General features: G+C 64.0%; 34 protein-coding genes. 33 read left to right on the plus strand and 1 reads right to left on the minus strand.

Annotated elements, in window-relative coordinates; translation table 11 throughout:
- Positions 1 to 12: 12 nt before the first annotated feature.
- Entirely contained in the window at positions 13 to 4,236 is a 4,224-nt protein-coding gene (rpoC, locus tag ACQY9S_RS18965; RefSeq protein WP_428421855.1) for a DNA-directed RNA polymerase subunit beta', read from the plus strand.
- A gap of 81 nt (positions 4,237 to 4,317) precedes the next feature.
- Here the strand turns inward: rpoC and ACQY9S_RS18970 are convergent, their stop codons facing one another.
- The gene (locus tag ACQY9S_RS18970) at positions 4,318 to 4,785 is read right to left on the minus strand and encodes a PIN domain-containing protein (protein ID WP_428421857.1); all 468 of its coding nucleotides are present in this window, start codon (positions 4,783 to 4,785) and stop codon (positions 4,318 to 4,320) included.
- A 251-nt stretch (positions 4,786 to 5,036) separates the two neighbouring features.
- Here ACQY9S_RS18970 and rpsL point away from each other — a divergent pair, with 251 nt between their 5' ends.
- The 32 genes from rpsL (at position 5,037) to rpsD (ending at position 23,566) form a co-directional block, all read left to right on the plus strand.
- Positions 5,037 to 5,414, plus strand: a complete 378-nt coding sequence (gene rpsL / locus ACQY9S_RS18975; protein WP_011831022.1) for a 30S ribosomal protein S12 — start codon at positions 5,037 to 5,039, stop codon at positions 5,412 to 5,414.
- Positions 5,415 to 5,585: 171 nt separating this feature from the next.
- On the plus strand, positions 5,586 to 6,056 hold the full coding sequence (gene rpsG / locus ACQY9S_RS18980) for a 30S ribosomal protein S7 (protein ID WP_428421858.1): 471 nt from the start codon (positions 5,586 to 5,588) through the stop codon (positions 6,054 to 6,056).
- 75 nt (positions 6,057 to 6,131) lie between these two features.
- Complete coding sequence (gene fusA / locus ACQY9S_RS18985; protein ID WP_428421860.1) at positions 6,132 to 8,234, plus strand: elongation factor G; 2,103 nt, start codon at positions 6,132 to 6,134, stop codon at positions 8,232 to 8,234.
- Between the two features lie 124 nt (positions 8,235 to 8,358).
- Positions 8,359 to 9,549 carry an elongation factor Tu gene (tuf, locus tag ACQY9S_RS18990; RefSeq protein ID WP_428421841.1) on the plus strand — a complete coding sequence of 397 codons (1,191 nt, stop codon included), beginning with the start codon at positions 8,359 to 8,361 and terminating at the stop codon, positions 9,547 to 9,549.
- Positions 9,550 to 9,648: 99 nt separating this feature from the next.
- Entirely contained in the window at positions 9,649 to 9,960 is a 312-nt protein-coding gene (rpsJ, locus tag ACQY9S_RS18995) for a small ribosomal subunit protein uS10 (RefSeq protein ID WP_428421862.1), read from the plus strand.
- 187 nt (positions 9,961 to 10,147) lie between these two features.
- On the plus strand, positions 10,148 to 10,828 hold the full coding sequence (gene rplC / locus ACQY9S_RS19000; protein WP_428421863.1) for a 50S ribosomal protein L3: 681 nt from the start codon (positions 10,148 to 10,150) through the stop codon (positions 10,826 to 10,828).
- Positions 10,828 to 11,448 carry a 50S ribosomal protein L4 gene (gene rplD, locus ACQY9S_RS19005; protein WP_428421865.1) on the plus strand — a complete coding sequence of 207 codons (621 nt, stop codon included), beginning with the start codon at positions 10,828 to 10,830 and terminating at the stop codon, positions 11,446 to 11,448. Before rplC ends, rplD begins: the two co-directional genes overlap by 1 nt.
- A complete protein-coding gene (gene rplW, locus ACQY9S_RS19010; protein ID WP_428421867.1) occupies positions 11,445 to 11,759 on the plus strand; it encodes a 50S ribosomal protein L23 in 315 nt (104 codons plus the stop codon). Before rplD ends, rplW begins: the two co-directional genes overlap by 4 nt.
- On the plus strand, positions 11,759 to 12,583 hold the full coding sequence (gene rplB / locus ACQY9S_RS19015; protein WP_129448840.1) for a 50S ribosomal protein L2: 825 nt from the start codon (positions 11,759 to 11,761) through the stop codon (positions 12,581 to 12,583). The genes rplW and rplB overlap by 1 nt, the downstream gene beginning before the upstream one ends.
- Before the next feature lie 12 nt (positions 12,584 to 12,595).
- Positions 12,596 to 12,871, plus strand: a complete 276-nt coding sequence (rpsS, locus tag ACQY9S_RS19020) for a 30S ribosomal protein S19 (protein ID WP_428421868.1) — start codon at positions 12,596 to 12,598, stop codon at positions 12,869 to 12,871.
- Between the two features lie 10 nt (positions 12,872 to 12,881).
- On the plus strand, positions 12,882 to 13,211 hold the full coding sequence (gene rplV, locus ACQY9S_RS19025) for a 50S ribosomal protein L22 (RefSeq protein ID WP_428421869.1): 330 nt from the start codon (positions 12,882 to 12,884) through the stop codon (positions 13,209 to 13,211).
- Positions 13,212 to 13,225: 14 nt separating this feature from the next.
- Positions 13,226 to 14,137, plus strand: coding sequence for a 30S ribosomal protein S3 (rpsC, locus tag ACQY9S_RS19030; protein WP_428421871.1), 912 nt, complete (start codon positions 13,226 to 13,228; stop codon positions 14,135 to 14,137).
- 2 nt (positions 14,138 to 14,139) lie between these two features.
- Positions 14,140 to 14,556, plus strand: a complete 417-nt coding sequence (gene rplP, locus ACQY9S_RS19035) for a 50S ribosomal protein L16 (protein WP_428421873.1) — start codon at positions 14,140 to 14,142, stop codon at positions 14,554 to 14,556.
- 20 nt (positions 14,557 to 14,576) lie between these two features.
- Positions 14,577 to 14,777, plus strand: coding sequence for a 50S ribosomal protein L29 (gene rpmC, locus ACQY9S_RS19040; protein ID WP_428421875.1), 201 nt, complete (start codon positions 14,577 to 14,579; stop codon positions 14,775 to 14,777).
- On the plus strand, positions 14,774 to 15,046 hold the full coding sequence (gene rpsQ, locus ACQY9S_RS19045) for a 30S ribosomal protein S17 (RefSeq protein WP_428421877.1): 273 nt from the start codon (positions 14,774 to 14,776) through the stop codon (positions 15,044 to 15,046). Before rpmC ends, rpsQ begins: the two co-directional genes overlap by 4 nt.
- A gap of 120 nt (positions 15,047 to 15,166) precedes the next feature.
- Positions 15,167 to 15,676 carry a peroxiredoxin gene (locus tag ACQY9S_RS19050; RefSeq protein WP_428421878.1) on the plus strand — a complete coding sequence of 170 codons (510 nt, stop codon included), beginning with the start codon at positions 15,167 to 15,169 and terminating at the stop codon, positions 15,674 to 15,676.
- A 272-nt stretch (positions 15,677 to 15,948) separates the two neighbouring features.
- A complete protein-coding gene (gene rplN / locus ACQY9S_RS19055; RefSeq protein WP_056668504.1) occupies positions 15,949 to 16,317 on the plus strand; it encodes a 50S ribosomal protein L14 in 369 nt (122 codons plus the stop codon).
- Positions 16,318 to 16,336: 19 nt separating this feature from the next.
- Positions 16,337 to 16,654 (plus strand): 50S ribosomal protein L24, encoded by a 318-nt coding sequence (gene rplX, locus ACQY9S_RS19060; RefSeq protein ID WP_428421881.1) that lies wholly within the window; start codon positions 16,337 to 16,339, stop codon positions 16,652 to 16,654.
- A 14-nt stretch (positions 16,655 to 16,668) separates the two neighbouring features.
- Positions 16,669 to 17,223: a 50S ribosomal protein L5 gene (gene rplE, locus ACQY9S_RS19065; protein ID WP_428421883.1), complete on the plus strand. Its 555-nt coding sequence runs from the start codon at positions 16,669 to 16,671 to the stop codon at positions 17,221 to 17,223.
- A gap of 8 nt (positions 17,224 to 17,231) precedes the next feature.
- A complete protein-coding gene (rpsN, locus tag ACQY9S_RS19070) occupies positions 17,232 to 17,537 on the plus strand; it encodes a 30S ribosomal protein S14 (protein ID WP_428421885.1) in 306 nt (101 codons plus the stop codon).
- Positions 17,538 to 17,567: 30 nt separating this feature from the next.
- Positions 17,568 to 17,963 (plus strand): 30S ribosomal protein S8, encoded by a 396-nt coding sequence (gene rpsH / locus ACQY9S_RS19075; protein WP_011831003.1) that lies wholly within the window; start codon positions 17,568 to 17,570, stop codon positions 17,961 to 17,963.
- Between the two features lie 17 nt (positions 17,964 to 17,980).
- Positions 17,981 to 18,514 (plus strand): 50S ribosomal protein L6, encoded by a 534-nt coding sequence (rplF, locus tag ACQY9S_RS19080; protein ID WP_129448836.1) that lies wholly within the window; start codon positions 17,981 to 17,983, stop codon positions 18,512 to 18,514.
- Between the two features lie 11 nt (positions 18,515 to 18,525).
- The gene (rplR, locus tag ACQY9S_RS19085) at positions 18,526 to 18,891 is read left to right on the plus strand and encodes a 50S ribosomal protein L18 (protein WP_428421887.1); all 366 of its coding nucleotides are present in this window, start codon (positions 18,526 to 18,528) and stop codon (positions 18,889 to 18,891) included.
- Positions 18,892 to 18,937: 46 nt separating this feature from the next.
- Complete coding sequence (rpsE, locus tag ACQY9S_RS19090; RefSeq protein ID WP_011831000.1) at positions 18,938 to 19,456, plus strand: 30S ribosomal protein S5; 519 nt, start codon at positions 18,938 to 18,940, stop codon at positions 19,454 to 19,456.
- 17 nt (positions 19,457 to 19,473) lie between these two features.
- A complete protein-coding gene (rpmD, locus tag ACQY9S_RS19095) occupies positions 19,474 to 19,656 on the plus strand; it encodes a 50S ribosomal protein L30 (RefSeq protein WP_428421889.1) in 183 nt (60 codons plus the stop codon).
- Between the two features lie 25 nt (positions 19,657 to 19,681).
- On the plus strand, positions 19,682 to 20,113 hold the full coding sequence (rplO, locus tag ACQY9S_RS19100; protein WP_428421890.1) for a 50S ribosomal protein L15: 432 nt from the start codon (positions 19,682 to 19,684) through the stop codon (positions 20,111 to 20,113).
- A gap of 34 nt (positions 20,114 to 20,147) precedes the next feature.
- Positions 20,148 to 21,458 (plus strand): preprotein translocase subunit SecY, encoded by a 1,311-nt coding sequence (gene secY, locus ACQY9S_RS19105; protein WP_428421891.1) that lies wholly within the window; start codon positions 20,148 to 20,150, stop codon positions 21,456 to 21,458.
- A 23-nt stretch (positions 21,459 to 21,481) separates the two neighbouring features.
- Positions 21,482 to 21,700 carry a translation initiation factor IF-1 gene (gene infA, locus ACQY9S_RS19110; protein WP_011830996.1) on the plus strand — a complete coding sequence of 73 codons (219 nt, stop codon included), beginning with the start codon at positions 21,482 to 21,484 and terminating at the stop codon, positions 21,698 to 21,700.
- Between the two features lie 45 nt (positions 21,701 to 21,745).
- Positions 21,746 to 21,859: a 50S ribosomal protein L36 gene (rpmJ, locus tag ACQY9S_RS19115; RefSeq protein ID WP_009548427.1), complete on the plus strand. Its 114-nt coding sequence runs from the start codon at positions 21,746 to 21,748 to the stop codon at positions 21,857 to 21,859.
- A 33-nt stretch (positions 21,860 to 21,892) separates the two neighbouring features.
- A complete protein-coding gene (rpsM, locus tag ACQY9S_RS19120) occupies positions 21,893 to 22,258 on the plus strand; it encodes a 30S ribosomal protein S13 (protein WP_428421894.1) in 366 nt (121 codons plus the stop codon).
- Positions 22,259 to 22,312: 54 nt separating this feature from the next.
- On the plus strand, positions 22,313 to 22,714 hold the full coding sequence (rpsK, locus tag ACQY9S_RS19125; protein WP_011830993.1) for a 30S ribosomal protein S11: 402 nt from the start codon (positions 22,313 to 22,315) through the stop codon (positions 22,712 to 22,714).
- Between the two features lie 228 nt (positions 22,715 to 22,942).
- On the plus strand, positions 22,943 to 23,566 hold the full coding sequence (rpsD, locus tag ACQY9S_RS19130; RefSeq protein WP_428421896.1) for a 30S ribosomal protein S4: 624 nt from the start codon (positions 22,943 to 22,945) through the stop codon (positions 23,564 to 23,566).
- The last annotated feature ends 77 nt before the right edge of the window (positions 23,567 to 23,643 follow it).

Here is a 23,643-nt window from a genome sequence, read left to right on the forward strand (position 1 = left end):
AGGAGAAGATGCATGAAGGGACTACTCGACCTTTTCAAGCAGTTCACCCCTGATGAGCATTTCGATGCCATCAAGATCGGCCTGGCTTCGCCGGAGAAGATCCGCAGCTGGTCGTTCGGTGAGGTGAAGAAGCCAGAAACCATCAACTACCGGACCTTCAAGCCGGAACGCGACGGCCTGTTCTGCGCCAAGATCTTCGGCCCGATCAAGGACTACGAGTGCCTGTGCGGGAAGTACAAGCGCCTGAAGCACCGCGGCGTGATTTGCGAGAAGTGCGGCGTCGAAGTGACGCAGACCAAGGTGCGCCGCGACCGCATGGGTCACATCGACCTGGCGGCGCCGTGCGCGCACATCTGGTTCCTGAAGAGCCTGCCGAGCCGTCTGGGTCTGGTGCTCGACATGACGCTGCGCGACATCGAGCGCGTGCTGTACTTCGAAGCCTACGTGGTGGTCGACCCGGGCATGACGGAACTCAAGAAGTTCTCGATCATGACCGAGGACGACTACGACGCGAAGAAGCAGCAGCACGGCGACGAGTTCGTCGCGCTGATGGGCGCCGAGGGCATCCAGAAGCTGCTGGCCGAGATCGATCTCGATGTCGAGATCGAGCGCCTGCGCGGCGACATGACCGGCTCCGAACTGAAGGTCAAGAAGAACTCGCGTCGCCTGAAGGTCATGGAGGCCTTCAAGAAGTCGGGCATCAAGCCGCAGTGGATGGTGATGAACGTGCTGCCGGTGCTGCCGCCGGACCTGCGTCCGCTCGTTCCCCTGGACGGCGGGCGCTTCGCCACCTCCGACCTGAACGACCTGTACCGCCGTGTCATCAACCGCAACAACCGCCTTGCGCGGCTGCTGGAGTTGAAGGCGCCGGAAATCATCGTGCGCAACGAAAAGCGCATGCTGCAGGAAGCGGTGGACTCGCTGCTGGACAACGGCCGCCGTGGCAAGGCCATGACGGGCGCCAACAAGCGCGCGCTGAAGTCGCTGGCCGACATGATCAAGGGCAAGAGCGGCCGCTTCCGCCAGAACCTGCTGGGCAAGCGCGTCGACTACTCGGGCCGTTCGGTCATCGTGGTCGGCCCGACGCTCAAGCTGCACCAGTGCGGCCTGCCCAAGCTGATGGCGCTCGAGCTGTTCAAGCCCTTCATCTTCTCGCGCCTCGAAGCGATGGGCATCGCCACCACCATCAAGGCGGCGAAGAAGGAAGTGGAATCGGGCACGCCGGTGGTCTGGGACATCCTTGAAGAGGTCATCAAGGAACACCCGGTGATGCTGAATCGTGCACCGACGCTGCACCGCCTGGGCATCCAGGCCTTCGAGCCGGTGCTGATCGAAGGCAAGGCGATCCAGCTGCATCCGCTCGTCTGCGCGGCGTTCAACGCCGACTTCGACGGTGACCAGATGGCCGTCCACGTGCCGCTGTCGATCGAGGCGCAGATGGAAGCCCGCACGCTGATGCTGGCCTCCAACAACGTGCTGTTCCCGGCCAACGGCGAGCCGTCGATCGTGCCCTCGCAGGACGTGGTGCTGGGTCTGTACTACGCGACCCGCGACCGCATCAATGCCAAGGGCGAGGGCCTGATCTTCTCCGACGTGGTCGAGGTGCAGCGTGCGCTCGACAACGCCCAGGTGGAGATCACCGCCAAGATCGCCGTGCGCCTGACCGAGTGGACCAAGGACAAGGAAACGGGCGAGTTCACGGCCTCGACCCAACTCGTGGACACGACGGTCGGCCGCGCGCTGCTGTCCGAGATCCTGCCCAAGGGGCTGCCGTTCTCGAACATCAACAAGGCGCTGAAGAAGAAGGAGATCTCGCGCCTGATCAACACCTCGTTCCGCAAGTGCGGCCTGAAGGAAACGGTGGTCCTGGCCGACAAGCTGCTGCAGAGCGGCTTCCGTCTGGCCACGCGCGCCGGCATCTCGATCTCGATCGACGACATGCTGGTGCCGAAGGAGAAGCCGGGCCTGATCGAGCGCGCCGAGAAGGAAGTCAAGGAGATCGAGCAGCAGTACGTCTCGGGTCTCGTGACGGCCGGCGAGCGCTACAACAAGGTGGTCGACATCTGGGGCAAGACCGGCGACGAAGTCGGCAAGGTCATGATGAGCCAGCTGGCCAAGCAGAAGGTCATCGACCGCCATGGCAAGGAAGTCGACCAGGAGTCGTTCAACTCCATCTACATGATGGCCGACTCGGGTGCGCGCGGTTCCGCCGCGCAGATCCGCCAGCTCGCCGGCATGCGCGGCCTGATGGCCAAGCCGGACGGCTCGATCATCGAGACGCCCATCACGGCGAACTTCCGTGAAGGCCTGAACGTGCTGCAGTACTTCATCTCGACCCACGGCGCCCGCAAGGGTCTGGCGGACACGGCGCTGAAGACCGCGAACTCCGGCTACCTGACGCGCCGGCTCGTCGACGTGACCCAGGATCTGGTGGTCATCGAAGACGATTGCGGTACCGACGCCGGCATCGCGATGCGCGCGCTGGTCGAAGGCGGCGAGGTCATCGAGTCGCTGCGCGACCGCATTCTCGGACGTGTGACGGCCATCGACGTGCTGCACCCCGAGAGCCAGCAGGTGGTGGTGCCGGCCGGCCTGATGCTCGACGAGGACACGCTCGACATCGTCGAGGCGGCCGCTGTCGACGAGGTGAAGGTCCGCACGCCGCTGACCTGCCACACGCGCTTCGGCCTGTGCGCCAAGTGCTATGGCCGCGACCTGGGCCGTGGCGGTCTGGTGAACTCCGGCGAAGCGGTCGGCGTGATCGCCGCACAGTCGATCGGTGAGCCCGGCACGCAGCTGACGATGCGCACCTTCCACATCGGTGGTGCGGCTTCGCGGGCGGCGGTGGCGTCCAGCGTCGAAGCGAAGTCCGATGGCCACATCGGCTTCAACGCGACGATGCGCTACGTGACCAACGGCAAGGGGGAGCTGGTGGTGATCTCGCGCTCCGGCGAAATCATCATCTCCGATCAGCATGGCCGCGAGCGCGAGCGACACAAGCTGCCCTACGGCGCGACGCTCAACATCAAGGCCGACCAGCAGGTCAAGGCCGGCACCGTGCTGGCCAACTGGGACCCGCTGACCCGTCCGATCATCACCGAGTTCGCCGGCAAGGCGAGGTTCGAGAACGTCGAGGAGGGCGTCACCGTCGCCAAGCAGGTGGACGAAGTGACCGGCCTGTCGACGCTGGTGGTGATCGACCCGAAGCGCCGCGGCGCGGCGAAGGTGGTGCGCCCGCAGGTCAAGCTGCTGGACGCCGCCGGCAACGAGGTGAAGATCCCCGGCACCGATCACTCGGTGACGATCGGCTTCCCGATCGGCTCGCTGGTGCAGATCCGCGACGGTCAGGACCTCGCTCCGGGCGAAGTGCTGGCGCGCATTCCGGTGGAAGGCCAGAAGACGCGCGACATCACCGGGGGTCTGCCGCGGGTGGCCGAGCTGTTCGAGGCCCGCACGCCCAAGGACAAGGGTGCGCTCGCCGAGATGACCGGCACCGTGTCGTTCGGCAAGGAAACCAAGGGCAAGGTGCGTCTGCAGATCACCGACCCCGAAGGCAAGGTCTACGAAGAGCTGGTGCCCAAGGAAAAGAACATCGTGGTCCACGAAGGCCAGGTGGTCAACAAGGGCGAGTCGATCGTCGACGGTCCGGCGGACCCGCAGGACATCCTGCGCTTGCTGGGGATCGAGGAGCTGGCGCGTTACATCGTCGACGAGGTGCAGGACGTGTACCGCCTGCAGGGGGTGAAGATCAACGACAAGCACATCGAGGTGATCGTTCGCCAGATGCTGCGCCGCGTGCAGATCGTCAACCCGGGCGACACGCACTACATCCTCGGCGAGCAGGTCGAGCGTGCGTCGATGCTGGACACCAACGACCGCATGCGTGCCGAAGGCAAGATGATCGCCACGCATGCCGACGTGTTGCTGGGCATCACCAAGGCCTCGCTGTCGACCGATTCGTTCATCTCGGCGGCGTCGTTCCAGGAAACCACGCGCGTGCTGACCGAGGCGGCGATCATGGGCAAGCGCGACGAACTCCGCGGTCTGAAGGAGAACGTCATCGTGGGCCGCCTGATCCCGGCCGGTACCGGTCTGGCTTTCCACCGGGCGCGCAAGGCCAAGGAGGAGATGGACGACGCCGAGCGCCGCTCGATCGCCTTGCAGGAGGCCGAGGAACTGGCTTCGCTGGCCCCGTCGGGTGCCGAAGTGGCCGGTGAGGAACTGCCCCCGCAGTAAGCGCGGCGGCTGTTTGCTCAGGGGCGGCCTTCGGCCGCCCTTTTTTCTGGGCGCTCCATGCCCTGCCGGCCGTGCCTTGCCTCAGCCGGGGTGGGTATCTGCCGGGATCGTCTGCGCTTCGCGGGCCCATGCGCTGGGCGTGCGTATCCGCACGCCCAGCCGCTCCGCCCGTTTCGCGAGCTTCAGCAGCGCCCGGTCACGCGTGAGCAGCCAGGGCGTGCGGCGTGCCAGCGCAAGGTCGATGAACATCTGATCGTCGGTGTCGGTGCAGCGCAGCGGGCCGCAGGGAATGGCGCTGGTCTCGACATGGGCCCAGCGCGTCCAGGCGGCCTCTAGCCGAGCGGCATCCGGCCTCCAGTGCGCCAGGCTGCTGCTGGCGAACAGCCGCTGGCATTCGAGCAGCATGGGCGGGGTGGCCATCCAGCGCAGGGCGCCGGTCTCGATCGCCCGGCCGAAAATGGCGGTCGACTCGCGAAAGACCAGCCAGTCGAGGATGGCGTTGGTGTCGATGACGGCGCTGGCAGGGTTGCCATGGGGGACAGGTGTCATGAACGGGGGTGGGTGTCGTGGCAAGGGCGCAGGCGCACCCGGCCCCGGCTTGCGGGAGGTGGCCGACACGAATATACTGTCAGGCTTTTCGGCAGATTCTGCTGCGCTCTTTGCTGGGCGACCTGCGTCGCACTTCCTGAACAGTCCTCGCTCGAGGCGTCAGGCGTGCATCCCGGGTTGGTTCGTCTGGAGGCGTCGCGCATGACCCCGGAAGACCTGAACCAGTAACTTCAAACGGGAACAAGTTACCCATGCCAACCATCAACCAGCTCGTGCGCCACGGTCGCCAGACCGAGGTCACGAAGTCGAAGTCGCCTGCGATGCAGGGCGGCCCGCAGCGTCGGGGCGTCTGCACCCGCGTCTACACCACCACGCCGAAGAAGCCGAACTCGGCGCTTCGCAAGGTGGCCAAGGTGCGCCTGACCAACGGTTTCGAGGTCATCTCGTACATCGGCGGTGAAGGCCACAATCTGCAGGAGCACAGCGTGGTGCTGGTGCGCGGCGGCCGGGTCAAGGACTTGCCGGGTGTGCGCTACCACATCGTGCGCGGTTCGCTCGACCTGCAGGGCGTGAAAGACCGCAAGCAGTCGCGTTCCAAGTACGGCGCGAAGCGCCCGAAGAAGGCCTGAGAGGCCAAAGCGGCGCCCGGTTTGCCGGCGCGTCACCAGCGGTGCACACAAGGTGTGCATCATCAGCGGCAAGCGCAGCACATGGCATGCGCCGCCGAGTAAGTGGATGCCCGTGGGGTGTCTGTGGTCAGGGCCTCGGCCCGGGCCGACTGAAGCACAGAAGGAAGAGAAATGCCCCGTCGTCGCGAAGTACCCAAGCGCGAGATCCTGCCCGATCCCAAGTACGGCAATGTCGATCTCTCGAAGTTCATGAACGTGATCATGGAGTCCGGTAAGAAGGCCGTGGCCGAGCGCATCATTTACGGCGCGCTGGAGACGGTCGAGAAGAAGGCCAGCCGTGATCCGCTCGAGGTGTTCATCACCGCGCTGAACAACGTGAAGCCGATGGTCGAAGTGAAGTCCCGCCGCGTCGGCGGTGCGAACTACCAAGTTCCCGTGGAAGTTCGCCCCGTGCGCCGCATGGCGCTGGCGATGCGCTGGCTCAAGGAGTCGGCTCGCAAGCGCAGCGAGAAGTCGATGGCCCTGCGCCTCGCCAACGAGCTGCTCGAGGCTTCGGAGGGCCGCGGCGGCGCGATGAAGAAGCGTGACGAAGTGCATCGCATGGCAGAGGCCAACAAGGCGTTCTCGCACTTCCGCTTCTAAGCATTCCTTTTTGGCCCCGGCCGCTCTTCGGGTTTCCACGAACCCGCGAGCGGCCCCTGTATTTGGAGTCACACCATGGCCCGCAAGACCCCCATCGAGCGCTACCGCAACATCGGTATCTCCGCGCACATCGATGCCGGCAAGACCACCACCACCGAGCGCATCCTGTTCTACACCGGTGTGAATCACAAGATCGGTGAGGTGCACGATGGTGCTGCGACCATGGATTGGATGGAGCAGGAGCAGGAGCGCGGCATCACGATCACGTCGGCCGCGACCACCTGTTTCTGGAAGGGCATGGAGTTGTCCTTCCCGGAGCACCGTATCAACATCATCGACACCCCGGGGCACGTCGACTTCACGATCGAAGTGGAGCGCTCGATGCGCGTGCTCGATGGCGCCTGCATGGTGTACTGCGCCGTGGGCGGCGTGCAGCCGCAGTCGGAGACCGTCTGGCGCCAGGCCAACAAGTACAAGGTGCCGCGCCTCGCGTTCGTCAACAAGATGGACCGCACCGGTGCGAACTTCTTCAAGGTCTATGACCAGATGAAGGTGCGCCTGAAGGCGAACCCGGTGCCCATCGTGCTGCCGATCGGCGCCGAAGAAAACTTCACCGGCGTGATCGACCTCATCAAGATGAAGGCGATCATCTGGGACGAGGCTTCGCAAGGCATGAAGTTCAGCTACGAGGAGATTCCCGCGGCGCTGCAGGCCGAGGCCCAGAAGTGGCGCGAGAACATGGTCGAGGCCGCGGCCGAGGCCAGCGAAGAACTGATGAACAAGTACCTCGAGTCGGGCGAACTGTCCGAAGCGGAGATCAAGTTCGGCATCCGCACGCGCACGATCGCCGCCGAGATCCAGCCGATGTTCTGCGGCACGGCGTTCAAGAACAAGGGTGTGCAGCGCATGCTCGACGGCGTGATCGACTTCATGCCTTCGCCGATCGACATTCCGCCGGTGCCGGGCCATGACGATGACGACAAGGAAGTGGTGCGTCGCGCTGCCGACGACGAGAAGTTCGCCGCGCTCGCCTTCAAGCTGATGACCGACCCCTATGTCGGTCAGCTGACCTTCGTGCGCGTGTACTCGGGTGTGCTGAAGTCGGGCGACTCGGTCTACAACCCGATCCGTGGCAAGAAGGAGCGCATCGGCCGGATCCTGCAGATGCACGCCAACCAGCGTGAGGAGATCAAGGAAATCCTGGCCGGCGACATCGCCGCCTGCGTGGGTCTGAAGGAGGTGACCACGGGCGAAACCCTGTGCGACCCGACCGCGATCATCACGCTCGAGAAGATGATTTTCCCGGAGCCGGTGATCTCGCAGGCTGTCGAGCCCAAGACCAAGGCCGACCAGGAGAAGATGGGTATCGCGCTGGGCCGTCTGGCTCAGGAGGATCCGTCGTTCCGCGTCAAGACCGATGAAGAATCGGGCCAGACCATCATCTCCGGCATGGGCGAACTGCACCTGGAAATCATCGTCGACCGCATGAAGCGCGAGTTCGGCGTGGAAGCCAACGTCGGCAAGCCGCAGGTGGCCTACCGCGAAACCATCCGCAAGGCCGTGTCGGACGTCGAAGGCAAGTTCGTGCGCCAGTCGGGCGGCAAGGGCCAGTACGGCCACGTCGTGCTGAAGATCGAGCCGCAGGAGCCGGGCAAGGGCTTCGAGTTCGTCGACGCGATCAAGGGCGGCGTGGTGCCGCGCGAGTTCATCCCGGCGGTCAAGAAGGGCGTGGAAGACTCCTTGCCCGCTGGCGTACTGGCGGGCTTTCCGGTGGTCGACGTGAAGGTCACGCTGACCTTCGGCTCGTACCACGAGGTCGACTCGAACGAGAACGCCTTCAAGATGGCTGCCTCGCTGGGCTTCAAGGACGGCTGCCGCAAGGCTTCGCCGGTCATCCTCGAGCCGATGATGGCGGTGGAAGTCGAAACGCCCGAGGACTACGCCGGCAACGTGATGGGCGATCTGTCATCGCGTCGCGGCATGGTCCAGGGCATGGACGACATGCCCGGCGGCGGCAAGGTCATCAAGGCCGAGGTGCCGCTGTCGGAGATGTTCGGCTACTCGACCACGCTGCGTTCGATGTCGCAGGGCCGCGCCACGTACACGATGGAGTTCAAGCACTACAGCGAAGCGCCGAAGAACGTCGCCGACGCGATCATCACGTCGCGCGCCAAGTAAGCAAGCACCAAGCACCAGCCGGTCTTCGGCGGGGCGCCGCCCGCTGCCAGTGGCGAGCGAATCCGCTCCCTGCCGGAGACCTTAAACCGAGCACTGGCACTGCTCTTTATCCGGAGATATTGAAATGGCGAAAAGCAAATTTGAGCGGACCAAGCCGCACGTGAACGTTGGGACGATTGGTCACGTGGACCACGGGAAGACGACGCTGACGGCGGCGATCACGACCGTGCTGAGCAAGCTGTTCGGTGGGGAGGCGAAGGCGTACGACCAGATCGACGCGGCGCCGGAGGAGAAGGCGCGCGGCATCACCATCAACACCGCGCACGTCGAATACGAGACCAAGAACCGGCACTACGCGCACGTTGACTGCCCCGGGCACGCCGACTACGTCAAGAACATGATCACCGGAGCCGCCCAGATGGACGGCGCCATCCTGGTGTGCTCGGCGGCCGACGGCCCGATGCCGCAAACGCGCGAGCACATCCTGCTGGCGCGCCAGGTCGGCGTACCCTACATCATCGTCTTCCTGAACAAGTGCGACATGGTGGACGACGCCGAGCTCCTCGAGCTGGTGGAGATGGAAGTGCGTGAGCTGCTCGACAAGTACGACTTCCCCGGCGACACCACCCCCATCATCCACGGGTCGGCCAAGCTCGCCATGGAAGGCGACAAGGGCGAACTCGGCGAGCAGGCCATCCTCAAGCTCGCTGACGCGCTGGACAGCTACATCCCCACGCCCGAGCGAGCCGTTGACGGCGCCTTCCTGATGCCCGTCGAAGACGTGTTCAGCATCTCCGGGCGCGGCACCGTCGTGACCGGGCGCGTCGAGCGCGGCATCGTCAAAGTTGGCGAAGAAATCGAAATCGTCGGCATCAGCGCCACCCAGAAGACCACCTGCACCGGCGTGGAGATGTTCCGCAAGCTGCTCGACCAGGGCCAGGCGGGCGACAACGTGGGCATTTTGCTGCGCGGCACCAAGCGCGAAGACGTGCAGCGCGGCCAGGTGCTGTGCAAGCCCGGGTCGGTCAAGCCGCACACCCACTTCACGGCCGAAATCTACGTGCTGAGCAAGGAAGAGGGCGGGCGCCACACGCCGTTCTTCAACAACTACCGCCCGCAGTTCTACTTCCGCACGACGGACGTGACCGGCGCGGTGGAGTTGCCCAAGGACAAGGAGATGGTGATGCCGGGCGACAACGTCAGCATCACCGTCAAGCTGATCAACCCGATCGCCATGGAAGAAGGCCTGCGCTTCGCCATCCGTGAGGGCGGTCGCACCGTCGGCGCAGGCGTCGTCGCGAAAATTCTCGAGTGATGCATGACGGTGGGGTGGCGCGCCCGCTACCCGCCGCCCCGCGTTCGAAACCCCGCAGCAGGCGTTGCCGCCGCTGTACCGCTCTTTGAAGGAACCGTCATGCAAAAGCAAAAGATCCGCATCCGCCTGAAGGCGTTCGATTACAAGCTGATCGACCAGTCGGCCCTGGAGATCGTCGACACCGCCAAGCGCACCGGCGCCATCGTCAAGGGTCCCGTGCCGCTGCCGACCCGCATGCAGCGCTTCGACATCCTGCGCTCGCCGCACGTCAACAAGAGCTCGCGCGACCAGTTCGAGATCCGCACGCACCAGCGCCTGATGGACATCATCGATCCCACCGACAAGACCGTGGACGCGCTGATGAAGCTCGACTTGCCGGCGGGCGTGGACGTCGAGATCAAGCTGCAGTGATCTGAGCGGGCTCGCTGCGGGCCCTGGCAGTTGCGGCTTTGTTCGCTGCTGCTACAATCGCAGGCTTTTCTACCCGCGGCATCTCGATGCTGCGGGCAAGACATCGTGGTGACTCGGGGCCGAAGGGTTCCCGGGCGCCTCAGTGAAGTCAGCCCGGCCAATCGATGTCGGGCATTGGAGAACAACCATGACTACAGCCAATCCGGGCGACCGCCTCGGTTTGCTGGGCCGCAAGGTGGGCATGATGCGCATCTTCACGGACGACGGCGACGCCGTGCCTGTGACGGTGCTCGACGTGTCGAACAACCGCGTGACCCAGGTCAAGACCGTCGAAACCGACGGCTACAGCGCCATCCAGGTGGCTTTCGGTGCGCGCAAGGCGTCGCGCGTCAGCAAGCCCGAAGCCGGGCACCTTGCCAAGGCGGGTGTCGAGGCGGGTGAGATCCTGAAGGAATTCCCCGTCAGTGCCGAGGTGGCGGCCGAGTACAAGCCGGGCGGCACGCTGCCGGTGGGCCTGTTCGCTGCCGGCCAGAAGGTCGACGTGCAGGGCACCTCGATCGGCAAGGGCTTCACCGGCACCATCAAGCGCCACAACTTCAGCTCGCAGCGCGCGTCGCACGGCAACAGCCGTTCGCACAACGTGCCGGGCTCGATCTCGATGGCGCAGGACCCGGGTCGCGTGTTTCCGGGCAAGAAGATGTCCGGCCACCGCGGCGATGTGACCAAGACGACGCAGAACCTCGACATCGTGCGTGTCGACGAGGCCCGTCAGCTCCTGCTGGTGCGTGGTGCGGTTCCCGGCGCGAAGAACGGTTTCGTCACGGTGCGCCCGGCCGTCAAGGTCAAGGCCAAGAAGGGAGCGAACTGATGGAACTCGAGCTCCTGAACGAACAAGGCCAGGCCGCTTCGAAGGTCGACGCGCCGGACACCGTGTTCGGCCGCGACTACAACGAAGCGCTGGTGCACCAGGTGGTGGTGGCCTACCAGGCGAATGCTCGCCAAGGTACGCGCGCCCAGAAGGACCGCCAGACGGTCAAGCACTCGACCAAGAAGCCGTGGCGCCAGAAGGGCACCGGCCGTGCCCGCGCCGGCATGACCTCGTCACCGCTGTGGCGCGGAGGCGGTCGGATCTTCCCGAACAGCCCGGAAGAGAACTTCAGCCACAAGGTCAACAAGAAGATGTACCGCGCCGGCATGGCGGCGATCTTGTCGCAGTTGGCCCGTGAAGGGCGTCTTGCGGTGGTCGACTCGATCAAGGTCGAGAGCCCCAAGACCAAGGCGTTGGCGGCCAAGTTCAAGGCCATGGGCCTGGAGTCGGTGCTGGTGATCGCCGACGAAGTCGACGAGAACCTGTTCCTCGCCTCGCGCAACCTTGCCAATGTGCTGGTGATCGAGCCGCGTTACGCCGATCCGCTGTCGCTGGTCTTCTACAAGAAGGTCCTGGTGACGAAGGGCGCGATCGAGAAGCTCAAGGAGATGCTGGCATGAGCGCTCTCAAGTTCAAGGAAGACCGCCTGATGCAGGTGCTGGTCGCGCCGATCGTGTCCGAGAAGGCCACGGCTGTGGCCGAGGCGCACAACCAGGTGCTGTTCAAGGTCCTGCAGGACGCGACCAAGCCCGAAATCAAGGCAGCGGTCGAACTGCTGTTCAAGGTCGAGGTCGACAAGGTGTCGGTCGTGAACACCAAAGGCAAGACCAAGCGCTCCAGCCGTGGCGTCGGTCGCCGCGACAACGTTCGCAAGGCCTATGTCTGCCTGAAGCCGGGTCAGGAGCTCAACTTCTCCGGGGAGGCCGCGTAATGGCAGTCGTCAAAGTCAAACCGACCTCGCCTGGCCGCCGTGCCGTGGTGAAGGTGGTGCATTCGCACCTGCACAAGGGCAAGCCCGAAGCGTCGCTGCTCGAGCCGCAGATCCAGAATGCGGGCCGCAACAACAACGGCCACATCACGATCCGCCACAAGGGCGGTGGTCACAAGCACCACTACCGCGTGGTGGACTTCAAGCGCAACAAGGACGGCATCCCGGCGAAGGTCGAGCGCATCGAGTACGACCCGAACCGCACCGCCCACATCGCGCTGGTGTGCTACGCGGATGGCGAGCGCCGCTACATCATCGCCCCGCGCGGCCTGGAAGTCGGCGCCACCATCCTGAGCGGCTCGGAAGCACCGATCAAGGCGGGCAACACGCTGCCGATCCGCAACATCCCGGTGGGCTCGACGATGCACTGCGTCGAACTGCTGGCCGGCAAGGGCGCGCAGATCGCGCGCTCGGCCGGTACGTCGGTGACGCTGCTGGCGCGCGAAAGCACCTACGCCCAGGTCCGCCTGCGCTCCGGTGAGGTGCGCCGTATCCACATCGAGTGCCGCGCCACGATCGGCGAGGTGAGCAACGAAGAGCACAACCTGCGCCAGTACGGCAAGGCCGGTGCGATCCGCTGGAAGGGCATCCGCCCGACCGTTCGTGGCGTGGCCATGAACCCGGTGGACCACCCGCACGGCGGCGGCGAAGGCCGCACCGGCGAGGGCCAGGTGCCGGTGTCGCCTTGGAACACGATGACCAAGGGCTACCGCACTCGCAGCAACAAGCGCACGCAGACGTTCATCGTCTCGCGTCGCAAGAAGTAAGGGGCACGCTCAATGGCACGCTCACTGAAAAAAGGTCCGTTCGTGGACCATCACCTGGTTGCCAAGGTCGAGAAGGCCGTGGCGATCAAGGACAAGAAACCGATCAAGACCTGGTCGCGCCGCTCGACGATCCTGCCTGACTTCATCGGCCTGACGATCGCCGTGCACAACGGCAAGCAGCATGTCCCCGTGTATGTGACCGACCAGATGGTCGGTCACAAGCTCGGCGAGTTCGCCCTGACCCGCACGTTCAAGGGTCATCCGGCGGACAAGAAGGCGAAAAGGTAAGGGGATGACCATGGAAACCCGAGCAATCGTTCGCGGCGTGCGCCTGTCGGTCGACAAGGGTCGGCTGGTGGCTGATCTGGTCCGCGGCAAGAAGGTGGACCAGGCGCTCAACATCCTGGAATTCACTCAGAAGAAGGCGGCCTTCATCATCAAGAAGGCGCTGGAATCGGCGATCGCCAATGCCGAGCACAACGACGGTGCCGACATCGACGAACTGAAGGTCAAGACGATCTACGTCGAGCAGGGCGCGACGCTGAAGCGTTTTTCCGCGCGCGCCAAGGGCCGCGGCAATCGCATCAGCAAACCCACCTGCCACATCTTCGTCACCGTCGGCAACTAAAGGCAAAGAAGACCATGGGACAGAAGATTCATCCGGTCGGCTTCCGCCTGCCCGTTACCCGCAACTGGTCGTCGCGCTGGTACGCGTCGAATCGCAACTTCGCGACGATGCTGGCCGAAGACCTGCGGGTCCGCGAGTTCCTGAAAGCCAGGCTCAAGAGCGCTGCTGTGTCGCGCATCCTGATCGAACGCCCCGCCAAGAATGCGCGCATCACGATTTATTCGGCGCGTCCCGGTGTGGTGATCGGCAAGAAGGGTGAGGACATCGAGAACCTGAAGGCCGAACTGACCCGCCGTCTCGGCGTGCCGGTTGCCGTGAACATCGAAGAGATCCGCAAGCCGGAGATCGATGCGCAGCTGATCGCCGATTCGATCACCCAGCAGCTCGAGAAGCGCATCATGTTCCGCCGCGCGATGAAGCGCGCGATGCAGAACGCCATGCGCCTGGGCGCCCAGGGCATCAAGATCATGTCGGCGGGCCGCCTGAACGGCATCGAAATCGCGCGTACCGAGTGGTATCGCGAAGGTCGGGTGCCCTTGCACACGCTGCGCGCCGACATCGATTACGGCTTCTCGGAAGCGAAGACGACCTACGGCATCATCGGTGTGAAGGTCTGGGTCTATCGCGGTGACCGTCTCGCCAATGGCGACGCGCCTGTCATAAAGACCGACGAGCGCGAGGATGACCGACGCAATCGTCGGGGTCCGCGCAGCGATCGTCCGTCGGGCGACCGCCGTCCGCCGTCGCGTGATGGCGCGCGCCCGGGGCCGCGTGGCCCGCGCACCGATGCGACCGCTGCCGCTGGTGCGGACAAGCCGGCCGAAGGTGCGGTGGCTGCACCGGCCGACGGGCCGAAGGCCGCCGTGAAGCGTGTGCGCAAGGCAGTTGTGCCGGGTCCCGCCACTGGCGAGACCAAAGGAGAATAATCATGCTGCAACCCGCTCGTCGCAAATTCCGCAAGGAACAGAAGGGTCGTAACACGGGCATCGCCACCCGCGGTGCCAATGTGTCGTTCGGCGATTTCGGCTTGAAGGCCACCGAGCGTGGCCGCTTGACGGCGCGCCAGATCGAGGCCGCACGTCGCGCGATCTCCCGTCACGTCAAGCGTGGTGGCCGGATCTGGATTCGCATCTTCCCGGACAAGCCCATTTCGCAAAAGCCTGCCGAAGTCCGGATGGGCAACGGCAAGGGCAACCCGGAGTACTACGTGGCCGAGATCCAGCCCGGCAAGGTGCTCTACGAGATCAACGGTGTGCCGGAAGAGCTCGCGCGCGAAGCGTTCACGCTGGCTGCGGCCAAGCTGCCGCTGCGTTGCACCTTCGTTGCACGTCAGATCGGCACCTGAGCCGATCCGGAGTAATCGACATGAAAGCATCTGAACTTCGCGCCAAGGACGTGGTGGCCCTCGAGCAGGAGGTCAAAGACCTGCTGAAGGCCCACTTCGGCCTGCGCATGCAAAAGGGCACGCAGCAGCTGAACAACACGGCCAGCCTGCGCCTGACCCGCCGTGATATTGCTCGTGCCAAGACCGTCCTGGCCGAGAAGAAGAAGGGAGCCGCCCAATGACGACTCAAGAGACCGTCAAGAACACGCGCACCCTGGTCGGTCGTGTGGTCAGTGACCAGCGTTCCAAGACCATCACCGTGCTGGTCGAGCGTCGCGTCAAGCATGAGCTGTACGGCAAGATCGTGGCCCGTTCGCGCAAGTACCATGCGCACGACGAGAACAACGAGTACAAGCTCGGCGACATGGTCGAAATCTCTGAAGGCCGCCCGATCTCGAAGACCAAGGCCTGGGTCGTGACCCGGCTGGTCGAGAAGGCTCGCGTGGTCTGAGACTGACTCGCCGTCGAGGGCTTTGCGAAGCTCGCGACCCGAGCGACCGGTACGCTGGCATGCTGGCGACCGGTCGTTTTTCATGGGCGCTCCATACCGTCTTTCACCAGGAGACACGCGATGCTGAAAGTTGGCGACAAGCTGCCTGCGGGCACGCTTCAGGAGTTCATCGAGGTCGAAGGCAACGGGTGCTCGCTCGGCCCCAACAGCTTCGAGATCGGCAAGCTCGCTGCGGGCAAGAAGATCGCGGTGTTCGCTCTGCCTGGGGCGTTCACGCCGACGTGCTCGGCCCAGCACGTGCCGGGTTTCGTCAAGCACGCCGAGGATTTCAGGGCGGCCGGTGTCGATGAAATCTGGTGCCTGTCGGTCAACGACGCCTTCGTGATGGGAGCCTGGGGCCGGGACCAGAAAACGAGCGGCAAGGTCCGCATGATGGCCGATGGCAGCGCCGCCTTTGCGCAGGCGACCGGGTTGACGCTCGACTTGACTGCGCGCGGCATGGGGCTGCGGTCGCAGCGCTACTCGATGCTGGTGGTCGACGGGGTGGTCCGCACGCTCAATGTCGAGGCGCCCGGCAAGTTCGAGGTCAGCAATGCGGAGACGCTCCTGGCGCAAGCCAGGGGGTTGTGAAGCGCCGCCGGTCCTGTGCGCTCGGTTCTCAAGAAGGTGCTTGACACAGTCAAGCTGCTCGCAGATACTACAAAGCTTCGCCGAATGTTGGTTTGAGACGGCTGGTTTTCAGTCAGGTATTTGCCCTGACCTGATTGCTGGAGCGCTCGAGACGGCTTCGGTCTCGCCCTAAGCAGAGGGTGCCGCGGCAACGCTGGCGCCCGATGACGGGCCCAAGACTGCCTGCAGGCGACCCGTGGTGGGTTGTGCGTGGGACAAGTTGGGGACAGACAATGATTCAAATGCAATCGCGACTCGATGTCGCGGACAACACGGGCGCGAAAAGCGTCATGTGCATCAAGGTGCTCGGTGGCTCCAAGCGCCGCTATGCGGGCATCGGCGACGTCATCAAGGTCTCCATCAAGGAGGCTGCGCCGCGTGGTCGCGTCAAGAAGGGCGAGATCTACAGCGCCGTGGTCGTGCGCACGGCCAAGGGCGTGCGCCGTCAGGATGGCTCGCTGGTCAAGTTCGACGGCAACGCGGCTGTGTTGCTGAACGCCAAGCTCGAGCCGATCGGCACGCGCATCTTCGGCCCGGTGACCCGCGAGCTGCGGACCGAGCGTTTCATGAAGATCGTGTCGCTGGCCCCCGAGGTCCTCTGAGCGGCAGAGAGAACACACTATGAACAAGATTCGCAAAGGCGACCAGGTCGTCGTGCTGACCGGGCGAGACAAGGGCAAGCGCGGCGCCGTCGCTTCGCGCGTCGATGCCGACCACCTGCTGGTCGATGGCGTCAACACGGTGAAGAAGCACGTGAAGCCGAATCCGCTGAAGGGTTCGACCGGCGGCATCGTCGACAAGACCATGCCGATCCACCAGTCCAACGTGGCGATCTACAACCCCGTGAGCGGCAAGGCCGATCGCGTGGGCATCAAGCTCCTGGCCGACGGCAAGAAAGTGCGCGTCTACAAGTCCAGCGGCGACGAGATCAAGGCTTGAGGCCGAGGTAAGCAATGGCTCAACAACAGACAGCTCGTCTTCAACAGTACTACCGCGACAAGGTCGTCGCTGACCTGGTGGCCAAGTTCGGCTACAAGTCGGTGATGCAGGTGCCGCGCCTGACCAAGATCACGCTCAACATGGGCGTGAGCGAGGCGGTGTCGGACAAGAAGGTCATGGATCACGCCGTCGGCGACCTGACCAAGATCGCCGGTCAGAGGCCCGTCGTCACGAAGTCGAAGAAGGCGATCGCCGGCTTCAAGATCCGTGACGGCGTGCCCATCGGCTGCATGGTCACGTTGCGTGGCGTGCGGATGTACGAGTTTCTCGATCGTTTCGTGACGATCTCGTTGCCGCGTGTGCGCGACTTCCGCGGCATCTCGGGACGCTCGTTCGATGGCCGCGGCAACTACAACATCGGCGTCAAAGAGCAGATCATCTTCCCCGAGATCGAGTACGACAAGATCGACGCGCTGCGCGGGATGAACATCAGCTTGACGACGACCGCGAAGACCGACGACGAATGCAAGGCGCTGCTCGCCGCATTCAAGTTCCCGTTCAAGAACTGAGGTGGCCTGTGGCAAAAACTTCGATCAAGCAGCGTGAGCTCAAGCGTGAGCAGCTGGTCGCCAAGTTCGCGAAGAAGTACGCGGAGCTGAAGGCCGTCATCAATGATGCGAACAAGTCCGATGAAGAGCGTTATGCCGCACGTCTGCAACTGCAGAAGCTGCCGCGCAACGCTTACCCGTCGCGCCTGCGCAACCGCTGCGAGCTGACGGGGCGTCCCCGCGGCACCTTCCGCACCTTCGGTCTGGGGCGCAACAAGATCCGTGAACTGGCGTTCAAGGGGGACATCCCCGGCGTCGTCAAGGCCAGCTGGTAAGCCGGCACGCGAACGTACAGGAGAAAACCCATGAGCATGAGTGATCCCATCGCCGACATGCTGACCCGCATCCGCAACGCGCAGATGGTGGAGAAGGCTGTTGTGGTGATGCCGTCGTCGAAGCTGAAGGTGGCGATCGCCCAGGTCCTGAAGGACGAGGGCTACATCGACGCCTACGCCGTCAAGGGCGAGGCCGAGAAGCCGCAGCTCGAGATCGGCCTGAAGTACTACGCCGGTCGTCCGGTGATCGAGCGCATCGAGCGCGTGAGCCGTCCCGGTCTGCGCGTCTACAAGGGACGCCACGAGATTCCCCAGGTCATGAACGGCCTGGGCGTGGCAATCGTCACGACGCCCAAGGGCGTGATGACGGACCGCAAGGCCCGCGCTGCCGGTATCGGCGGCGAGGTGCTGTGCTACGTCGCCTGACGCGAAGGAGCTGAAGAATGTCTCGCGTTGGAAAAATGCCGATTGCCGTCCCCAAGGGTGTGGACGTGGCGATCAATGCCGAACAGATCAGCGTCAAGGGCTCGCTCGGCACGCTGGTGCGTCCGGTGAATCAGCTGGTCTCGGTCAAGAACGAAGACGGCAAGCTGAGCTTCGCGCCGGCCGACGAGTCGGCCGCGGCGAATGCGATGAGCGGCACGATGCGCGCGCTGGTGGCCAACATGGTCAACGGCGTCAGCAAGGGCTTCGAGCGCAAGCTGACGCTGGTCGGTGTGGGCTTCCGGGCCCAGGCGCAAGGCGCCAAGCTGAACCTGCAGGTGGGGTTCTCCCACCCGGTGGTGAAGGACATGCCGGCCGGCATCAAGGTCGAATGTCCGACTCAGACCGAGATCGTGATCAAGGGGTCCGATCGCCAGGTGGTTGGTCAGATCGCCGCCGAAGTGCGTGCGATCCGTCCGCCCGAGCCCTACAAAGGCAAGGGCATTCGCTACGCTGAAGAAAAGGTCTCTCTCAAAGAGACCAAGAAGAAGTAAGGAGCAGCTCGATGTTGAACCGCAAAGATCAGCGCCTGCGTCGCTCCAAGCAGACCCGTGTGCGCATCGCCTTGCAGAAGGTGGCGCGCCTGACGGTGTTCCGCTCCAACCTGCACATCTACGCCAGCGTCATCTCCGACGACGGCTCGAAGGTCCTGGCGAGTGCTTCGACCGCCGAGAAGGAAGTGCGTGCCCAACTCGGTGGCGCCGGCAAGGGTGGCAACACCGAAGCCGCAGCCCTGATCGGCAAGCGCATCGCAGAGCGCGCCAAGGCGGCGGGTATCGAGTCGGTCGCGTTCGACCGCGGCGGCTTCGCCTACCACGGTCGCGTGAAGGCCCTGGCCGAAGCGGCGCGCGAAGCCGGCCTGCAGTTCTGAGCTCGGGTGAGCCTCAAGACTGCACTGCACATCGAAGGAATCTGACATGGCAAAGTTTCAACCCCGGATCGCTGATGACGGTCGCGACGACGGTCTGAAAGAGAAGATGATCCAGGTGAACCGCGTGACCAAGGTGGTCAAGGGCGGTCGGACCATGAGTTTTGCGGCACTGACCGTGGTCGGTGACGGCGATGGCCGTGTCGGCATGGGCAAGGGCAAGGCCAAGGAAGTGCCGGTTGCCGTGACCAAGGCGATGGACGCGGCCCGCCGCGACATGGTCAAGGTCAGCCTGAAGAACGGCACCGTGCACCACAACGTCACCGGCGAACATGGCGCGGCCAAGGTGCTGCTGGCGCCGGCGGCGCCGGGGACCGGCATCATCGCCGGCGGTCCGATGCGCGCAGTGTTCGAGGTGATGGGCGTGACCGACATCGTGGCCAAGAGTCTCGGGTCGTCCAACCCGTACAACATGGTGCGCGCGACCTTCAATGCGCTGCGCCGTTCGACCACGCCGTCGGAAGTCGCGTCCAAGCGCGGCAAGTCGGTCGAAGAGATCTTCAACTGAGCCGGCAGGGGAACGACATGACGGACAAGAAGACGCTCAAGGTGAAACTGGTGCGCAGCCCGATCGGCACCAAGGAATCGCACCGTGCCACGGTGCGTGGCCTCGGCCTGCGCCAGATCGGCAGCGAGCGGGTGCTCGAAGATACGGCCGCGGTGCGCGGAATGATCAACAAGGTGAGCTACCTGGTCCAGGTGCTGTAAGGCACGGACGGACTCGGAGAAGACGATGGAACTCAACACGATCAAGCCCGCCTCGGGCGCCAAGCATGCCAAGCGCCGTGTCGGCCGCGGCATCGGCTCCGGCCTGGGCAAGACCGCGGGTCGCGGCCACAAGGGTCAGAAGTCGCGAGCCGGCGGCTACCACAAGGTGGGCTTCGAGGGCGGTCAGATGCCGCTGCAGCGTCGCCTGCCCAAGCGCGGCTTCAAGTCGCTGACGCTGAAGTACAACGCCGAAGTCACGCTGGCCGACCTGCAGGCGCTGGCCGCCGACGAAGTCGACGTGCCCACGCTCAAGCAGGCCGGGCTGGTCGGCGAGCGCGCCAAGGTGGTCAAGGTCATCAAGTCGGGCGAGTTGAGCAAGAAAGTCTCGCTCAAGGGTGTCGGTGCGACGGCAGGTGCCAAGGCAGCCATCGAAGCGGCCGGCGGCTCGGTGGCCTGAGGCCTGGGCGAACGGGTTTTCCAAGGACTGCGGCGTGGCAACCAACGCGAATCAACTGGCAAAGAGTGGCAAGTTCGGTGACCTGCGTCGCCGGCTCGTCTTCTTGGTGCTGGCGCTCGTCGTCTACCGCATCGGTGCGCACATTCCCGTTCCAGGCATCGATCCGAACCAGCTGCAGCAGCTGTTCAAGGGTCAGCAGGGCGGGATCCTGAGCCTGTTCAACATGTTCTCGGGCGGCGCCCTGTCGCGCTTCACGGTCTTCGCGCTGGGGATCATGCCGTACATCTCGGCGTCGATCATCATGCAGCTGATGACCTATGTGGTGCCGAGCCTCGAGGCCTTGAAGAAGGAAGGCGAGGCCGGGCGTCGCAAGATCACGCAGTACACGCGCTATGGCACCCTGGGCCTGGCGATCTTCCAGTCGCTGGGCATCGCCGTTGCCCTGGAGAGTTCTGCGGGGCTGGTGATTTCACCAGGGATGGGATTTCGCCTGACGGCTGTGGTGAGCCTTGTGGCCGGCACGATGTTCCTGATGTGGCTTGGTGAACAGATCACCGAGCGGGGTCTCGGCAACGGCATTTCGATCATCATCTTCGCCGGCATCGCCGCTGGGTTGCCGAGTGCGATCGGCGGCCTGTTCGAGCTGGTGCGGACCGGCGCCATGAGCATCGTGGCGGCGCTCTTCATCATCGCGATCGTCATCGCCGTCACTTACGTGGTCGTGTTTGTCGAGCGCGGCCAGCGCAAGATACTCGTGAACTATGCCAAGCGCCAGGTCGGCAACCGGGTGTACGGCGGCCAGTCCTCGCACTTGCCGTTGAAGATCAACATGTCGGGCGTCATTCCACCGATCTTCGCGTCGTCGATCATTCTGCTGCCGGCCACCGCCGTGGGTTGGTTCGCCACCGGCGACGGGCTGCGCTGGTTGAAGGACATCGCGGCGTTGCTGTCGCCGGGCCAGCCGATCTACGTGATGCTCTACGCCGCGGCGATCGTCTTCTTCTGCTTTTTCTATACCGCGCTTGTCTTCAACAGCCGCGAGACGGCCGACAACCTGAAGAAGAGTGGTGCCTTCATTCCCGGCATCCGACCGGGCGAGCAGACTGCGAAGCACATCGATCGCATCCTCGGCCGGCTGACCTTGGGCGGTGCGGTGTACATCACCGCGGTCTGCCTGCTGCCGGAATTCCTGGTGCTCAAGTACAACGTGCCGTTCTATTTCGGCGGCACATCGCTGTTGATCATCGTCGTCGTGACGATGGACTTCTGGGCCCAGGTCCAGTCCTATGTGATGTCTCAGCAGTACGAGTCGCTGCTGAAGAAGGCCAATTTCAAGGCCAGCTGAACAGGAACGGTTGACGAGAACACATGTCGAAAGATGACGTCATCCAGATGCAGGGCGAGATCCTCGAGAACTTGCCCAACGCTACCTTCCGCGTGAAGCTGGAGAATGGGCACGTTGTGCTCGGTCACATCTCCGGCAAGATGCGCATGCATTACATCCGCATCCTGCCTGGCGACAAGGTGACCGTGGAGCTGACGCCCTACGATTTGAGTCGTGCTCGCATCGTCTTCCGGGCGAAGTGAGACCAGAGAAAACCCCGGAAGAGCGCAAGAGGTCAAGGAGAGATCATGAAAGTAGCCGCATCCGTCAAGAAGATGTGCCGCAATTGCAAGATCATTCGTCGCAAGGGCGTGGTGCGCGTGATTTGCACCGACCCGCGCCACAAGCAGCGCCAAGGCTGATCGCTCGGCGACGCGACTAGTTAGAGGACGAACATGGCACGTATTGCTGGTATCAACATTCCCCCGCAGAAGCATTCCGAGATCGGCTTGACCGCGATCTATGGCATCGGACGCACGACCGCACAGAAGATCTGCGACAGCTGCGGCATCGCCCGTGACAAGAAGATCAAGGATCTGACGGACAGCGATCTCGAGAAGATCCGCGAGGAAGTGGGTCGCATGACGATCGAAGGCGATCTGCGCCGCGAGACCACGATCAACATCAAGCGTCTGATGGATCTGGGCTGCTACCGTGGTTTCCGTCACCGCCGCGGTTTGCCGGTGCGCGGTCAGCGCACCCGCACGAACGCCCGTACCCGCAAGGGCCCGCGCAAGTCGGCGGCGTCGCTGAAGAAGTAAGCACGCCGCGACGCACGCACGTCCGACAACCGCTCAGATTGAAGAGAGTCAAGCATGGCCAAAGCACCTAATACCGCCGCACAGCGCGTGCGCAAGAAGGTCCGCAAGAATGTGTCGGACGGCGTCGCGCACGTTCACGCGTCGTTCAACAACACGATCATCACGATCACCGATCGTCAGGGCAATGCGCTGGCCTGGGCGTCGAGCGGCGGCCAGGGTTTCAAGGGCTCGCGCAAGTCGACGCCGTTCGCTGCGCAGGTGGCGGCCGAAGTGGCCGGTCGCGCTGCGCAGGACCAGGGCATCAAGAATCTCGAAGTCGAGATCAAGGGCCCGGGTCCCGGTCGTGAGTCTTCGGTGCGTGCCCTGGCAGCACTCGGTATTCGCATCGTGTCGATCTCCGATGTCACGCCGGTGCCGCACAACGGCTGCCGTCCGCAGAAGCGTCGCCGTATCTGAGGTGGTGTGTGTAGCCCGGGCGACCGGACTACAATACGCAGTTACCCGATTCGCCGGTGGGCACTGAAGTGCACGCCGGCGGTTTTCGTTGAAGCCGCAAGGCTTCGTTAAGCCCACCGTCTGGTTGACATCGAAGAGCGTCCCAAGAGCGCTCGAACCATCCCGACCAGACTTGCGTGAGGTGCGGCATCCCAGCCGCTCCCCACGTCAGAGAATCAAGGAAGCAACGTGGCACGTTATCTCGGTCCCAAGGCCAAACTGGCCCGCCGTGAAGGCACCGATCTGTTCCTGAAGAGCGCGCGTCGCGCCATCGGTGACAAGTCGAAGTTCGAAACCAAGCCGGGTCAGCATGGTCGCACCTCCGGGTCGCGCACGTCCGATTTCGGTCTGCAGCTGCGCGAAAAGCAGAAGGTCAAGCGCATGTACGGCGTGCTCGAGCGCCAGTTCCGCCGCTACTTCGCCGAAGCCGAGCGTCGCAGGGGCAACACCGGTTCGAACCTGCTGCTGCTGCTCGAATCGCGCCTGGACAACGTGGTCTACCGCATGGGTTTCGGCTCGACGCGCGCCGAGGCGCGCCAGCTGGTGTCGCACAAGGGCATCACGGTCAACGGCGGCGTTGTGAATATCGCGTCCTACCTGGTCAAGGCCGGTGACGTGGTGGCCGTGCGCGAGAAGGCCAAGAAGCAGCTGCGCGTGACCGAGTCGCTCAAGCTGGCCGAATCCATGGGCCTGCCGGCCTGGGTGCAGGTCGATGCGACCAAGCTCGAGGGCGTGTTCAAGAAGTCGCCCGACCGCGACGAGTTCGGCTCGGACATCAACGAGTCCCTGATCGTCGAACTGTATTCGCGCTGAATCTCCTGCGCGCTGCGGTGTCCGGCCTCCGGCCCGCATCGATCAGTGTGCAAGTGCTTTCCCGGTCCGGAGTCAGC

The organism is Methylibium sp., from assembly GCF_965279545.1.
Classification (GTDB): Bacteria; Pseudomonadota; Gammaproteobacteria; order Burkholderiales; family Burkholderiaceae_C; genus Methylibium.

Bases quoted from the DNA above. Each gene is read 5' to 3' on its own strand.
- ACQY9S_RS19050 (WP_428421878.1), top strand. From the start codon at position 15,167: ATGCTGAAAGTTGGCGACAAGCTGCCTGCGGGCACGCTTCAGGAGTTC.
- rpmJ (WP_009548427.1), top strand. From the start codon at position 21,746: ATGAAAGTAGCCGCATCCGTCAAGAAGATGTGCCGCAATTGCAAGATC.
- rpsL (WP_011831022.1), top strand. From the start codon at position 5,037: ATGCCAACCATCAACCAGCTCGTGCGCCACGGTCGCCAGACCGAGGTC.
- rplF (WP_129448836.1), top strand. From the start codon at position 17,981: ATGTCTCGCGTTGGAAAAATGCCGATTGCCGTCCCCAAGGGTGTGGAC.
- rplN (WP_056668504.1), top strand. From the start codon at position 15,949: ATGATTCAAATGCAATCGCGACTCGATGTCGCGGACAACACGGGCGCG.
- rpmC (WP_428421875.1), top strand. From the start codon at position 14,577: ATGAAAGCATCTGAACTTCGCGCCAAGGACGTGGTGGCCCTCGAGCAG.
- rpsQ (WP_428421877.1), top strand. From the start codon at position 14,774: ATGACGACTCAAGAGACCGTCAAGAACACGCGCACCCTGGTCGGTCGT.
- rplD (WP_428421865.1), top strand. From the start codon at position 10,828: ATGGAACTCGAGCTCCTGAACGAACAAGGCCAGGCCGCTTCGAAGGTC.
- rplV (WP_428421869.1), top strand. From the start codon at position 12,882: ATGGAAACCCGAGCAATCGTTCGCGGCGTGCGCCTGTCGGTCGACAAG.
- rpsC (WP_428421871.1), top strand. From the start codon at position 13,226: ATGGGACAGAAGATTCATCCGGTCGGCTTCCGCCTGCCCGTTACCCGC.
- infA (WP_011830996.1), top strand. From the start codon at position 21,482: ATGTCGAAAGATGACGTCATCCAGATGCAGGGCGAGATCCTCGAGAAC.
- rplC (WP_428421863.1), top strand. From the start codon at position 10,148: ATGACTACAGCCAATCCGGGCGACCGCCTCGGTTTGCTGGGCCGCAAG.
- rpmD (WP_428421889.1), top strand. From the start codon at position 19,474: ATGACGGACAAGAAGACGCTCAAGGTGAAACTGGTGCGCAGCCCGATC.
- rpoC (WP_428421855.1), top strand. From the start codon at position 13: ATGAAGGGACTACTCGACCTTTTCAAGCAGTTCACCCCTGATGAGCAT.
- rplR (WP_428421887.1), top strand. From the start codon at position 18,526: ATGTTGAACCGCAAAGATCAGCGCCTGCGTCGCTCCAAGCAGACCCGT.
- rpsM (WP_428421894.1), top strand. From the start codon at position 21,893: ATGGCACGTATTGCTGGTATCAACATTCCCCCGCAGAAGCATTCCGAG.
- rpsJ (WP_428421862.1), top strand. From the start codon at position 9,649: ATGCAAAAGCAAAAGATCCGCATCCGCCTGAAGGCGTTCGATTACAAG.
- rpsS (WP_428421868.1), top strand. From the start codon at position 12,596: ATGGCACGCTCACTGAAAAAAGGTCCGTTCGTGGACCATCACCTGGTT.
- rpsK (WP_011830993.1), top strand. From the start codon at position 22,313: ATGGCCAAAGCACCTAATACCGCCGCACAGCGCGTGCGCAAGAAGGTC.
- fusA (WP_428421860.1), top strand. From the start codon at position 6,132: ATGGCCCGCAAGACCCCCATCGAGCGCTACCGCAACATCGGTATCTCC.
- rplX (WP_428421881.1), top strand. From the start codon at position 16,337: ATGAACAAGATTCGCAAAGGCGACCAGGTCGTCGTGCTGACCGGGCGA.
- rplW (WP_428421867.1), top strand. From the start codon at position 11,445: ATGAGCGCTCTCAAGTTCAAGGAAGACCGCCTGATGCAGGTGCTGGTC.
- tuf (WP_428421841.1), top strand. From the start codon at position 8,359: ATGGCGAAAAGCAAATTTGAGCGGACCAAGCCGCACGTGAACGTTGGG.
- rplB (WP_129448840.1), top strand. From the start codon at position 11,759: ATGGCAGTCGTCAAAGTCAAACCGACCTCGCCTGGCCGCCGTGCCGTG.
- rpsG (WP_428421858.1), top strand. From the start codon at position 5,586: ATGCCCCGTCGTCGCGAAGTACCCAAGCGCGAGATCCTGCCCGATCCC.
- rplE (WP_428421883.1), top strand. From the start codon at position 16,669: ATGGCTCAACAACAGACAGCTCGTCTTCAACAGTACTACCGCGACAAG.
- rplO (WP_428421890.1), top strand. From the start codon at position 19,682: ATGGAACTCAACACGATCAAGCCCGCCTCGGGCGCCAAGCATGCCAAG.
- ACQY9S_RS18970 (WP_428421857.1), bottom strand. From the start codon at position 4,785: ATGACACCTGTCCCCCATGGCAACCCTGCCAGCGCCGTCATCGACACC.
- rpsH (WP_011831003.1), top strand. From the start codon at position 17,568: ATGAGCATGAGTGATCCCATCGCCGACATGCTGACCCGCATCCGCAAC.
- rplP (WP_428421873.1), top strand. From the start codon at position 14,140: ATGCTGCAACCCGCTCGTCGCAAATTCCGCAAGGAACAGAAGGGTCGT.
- rpsE (WP_011831000.1), top strand. From the start codon at position 18,938: ATGGCAAAGTTTCAACCCCGGATCGCTGATGACGGTCGCGACGACGGT.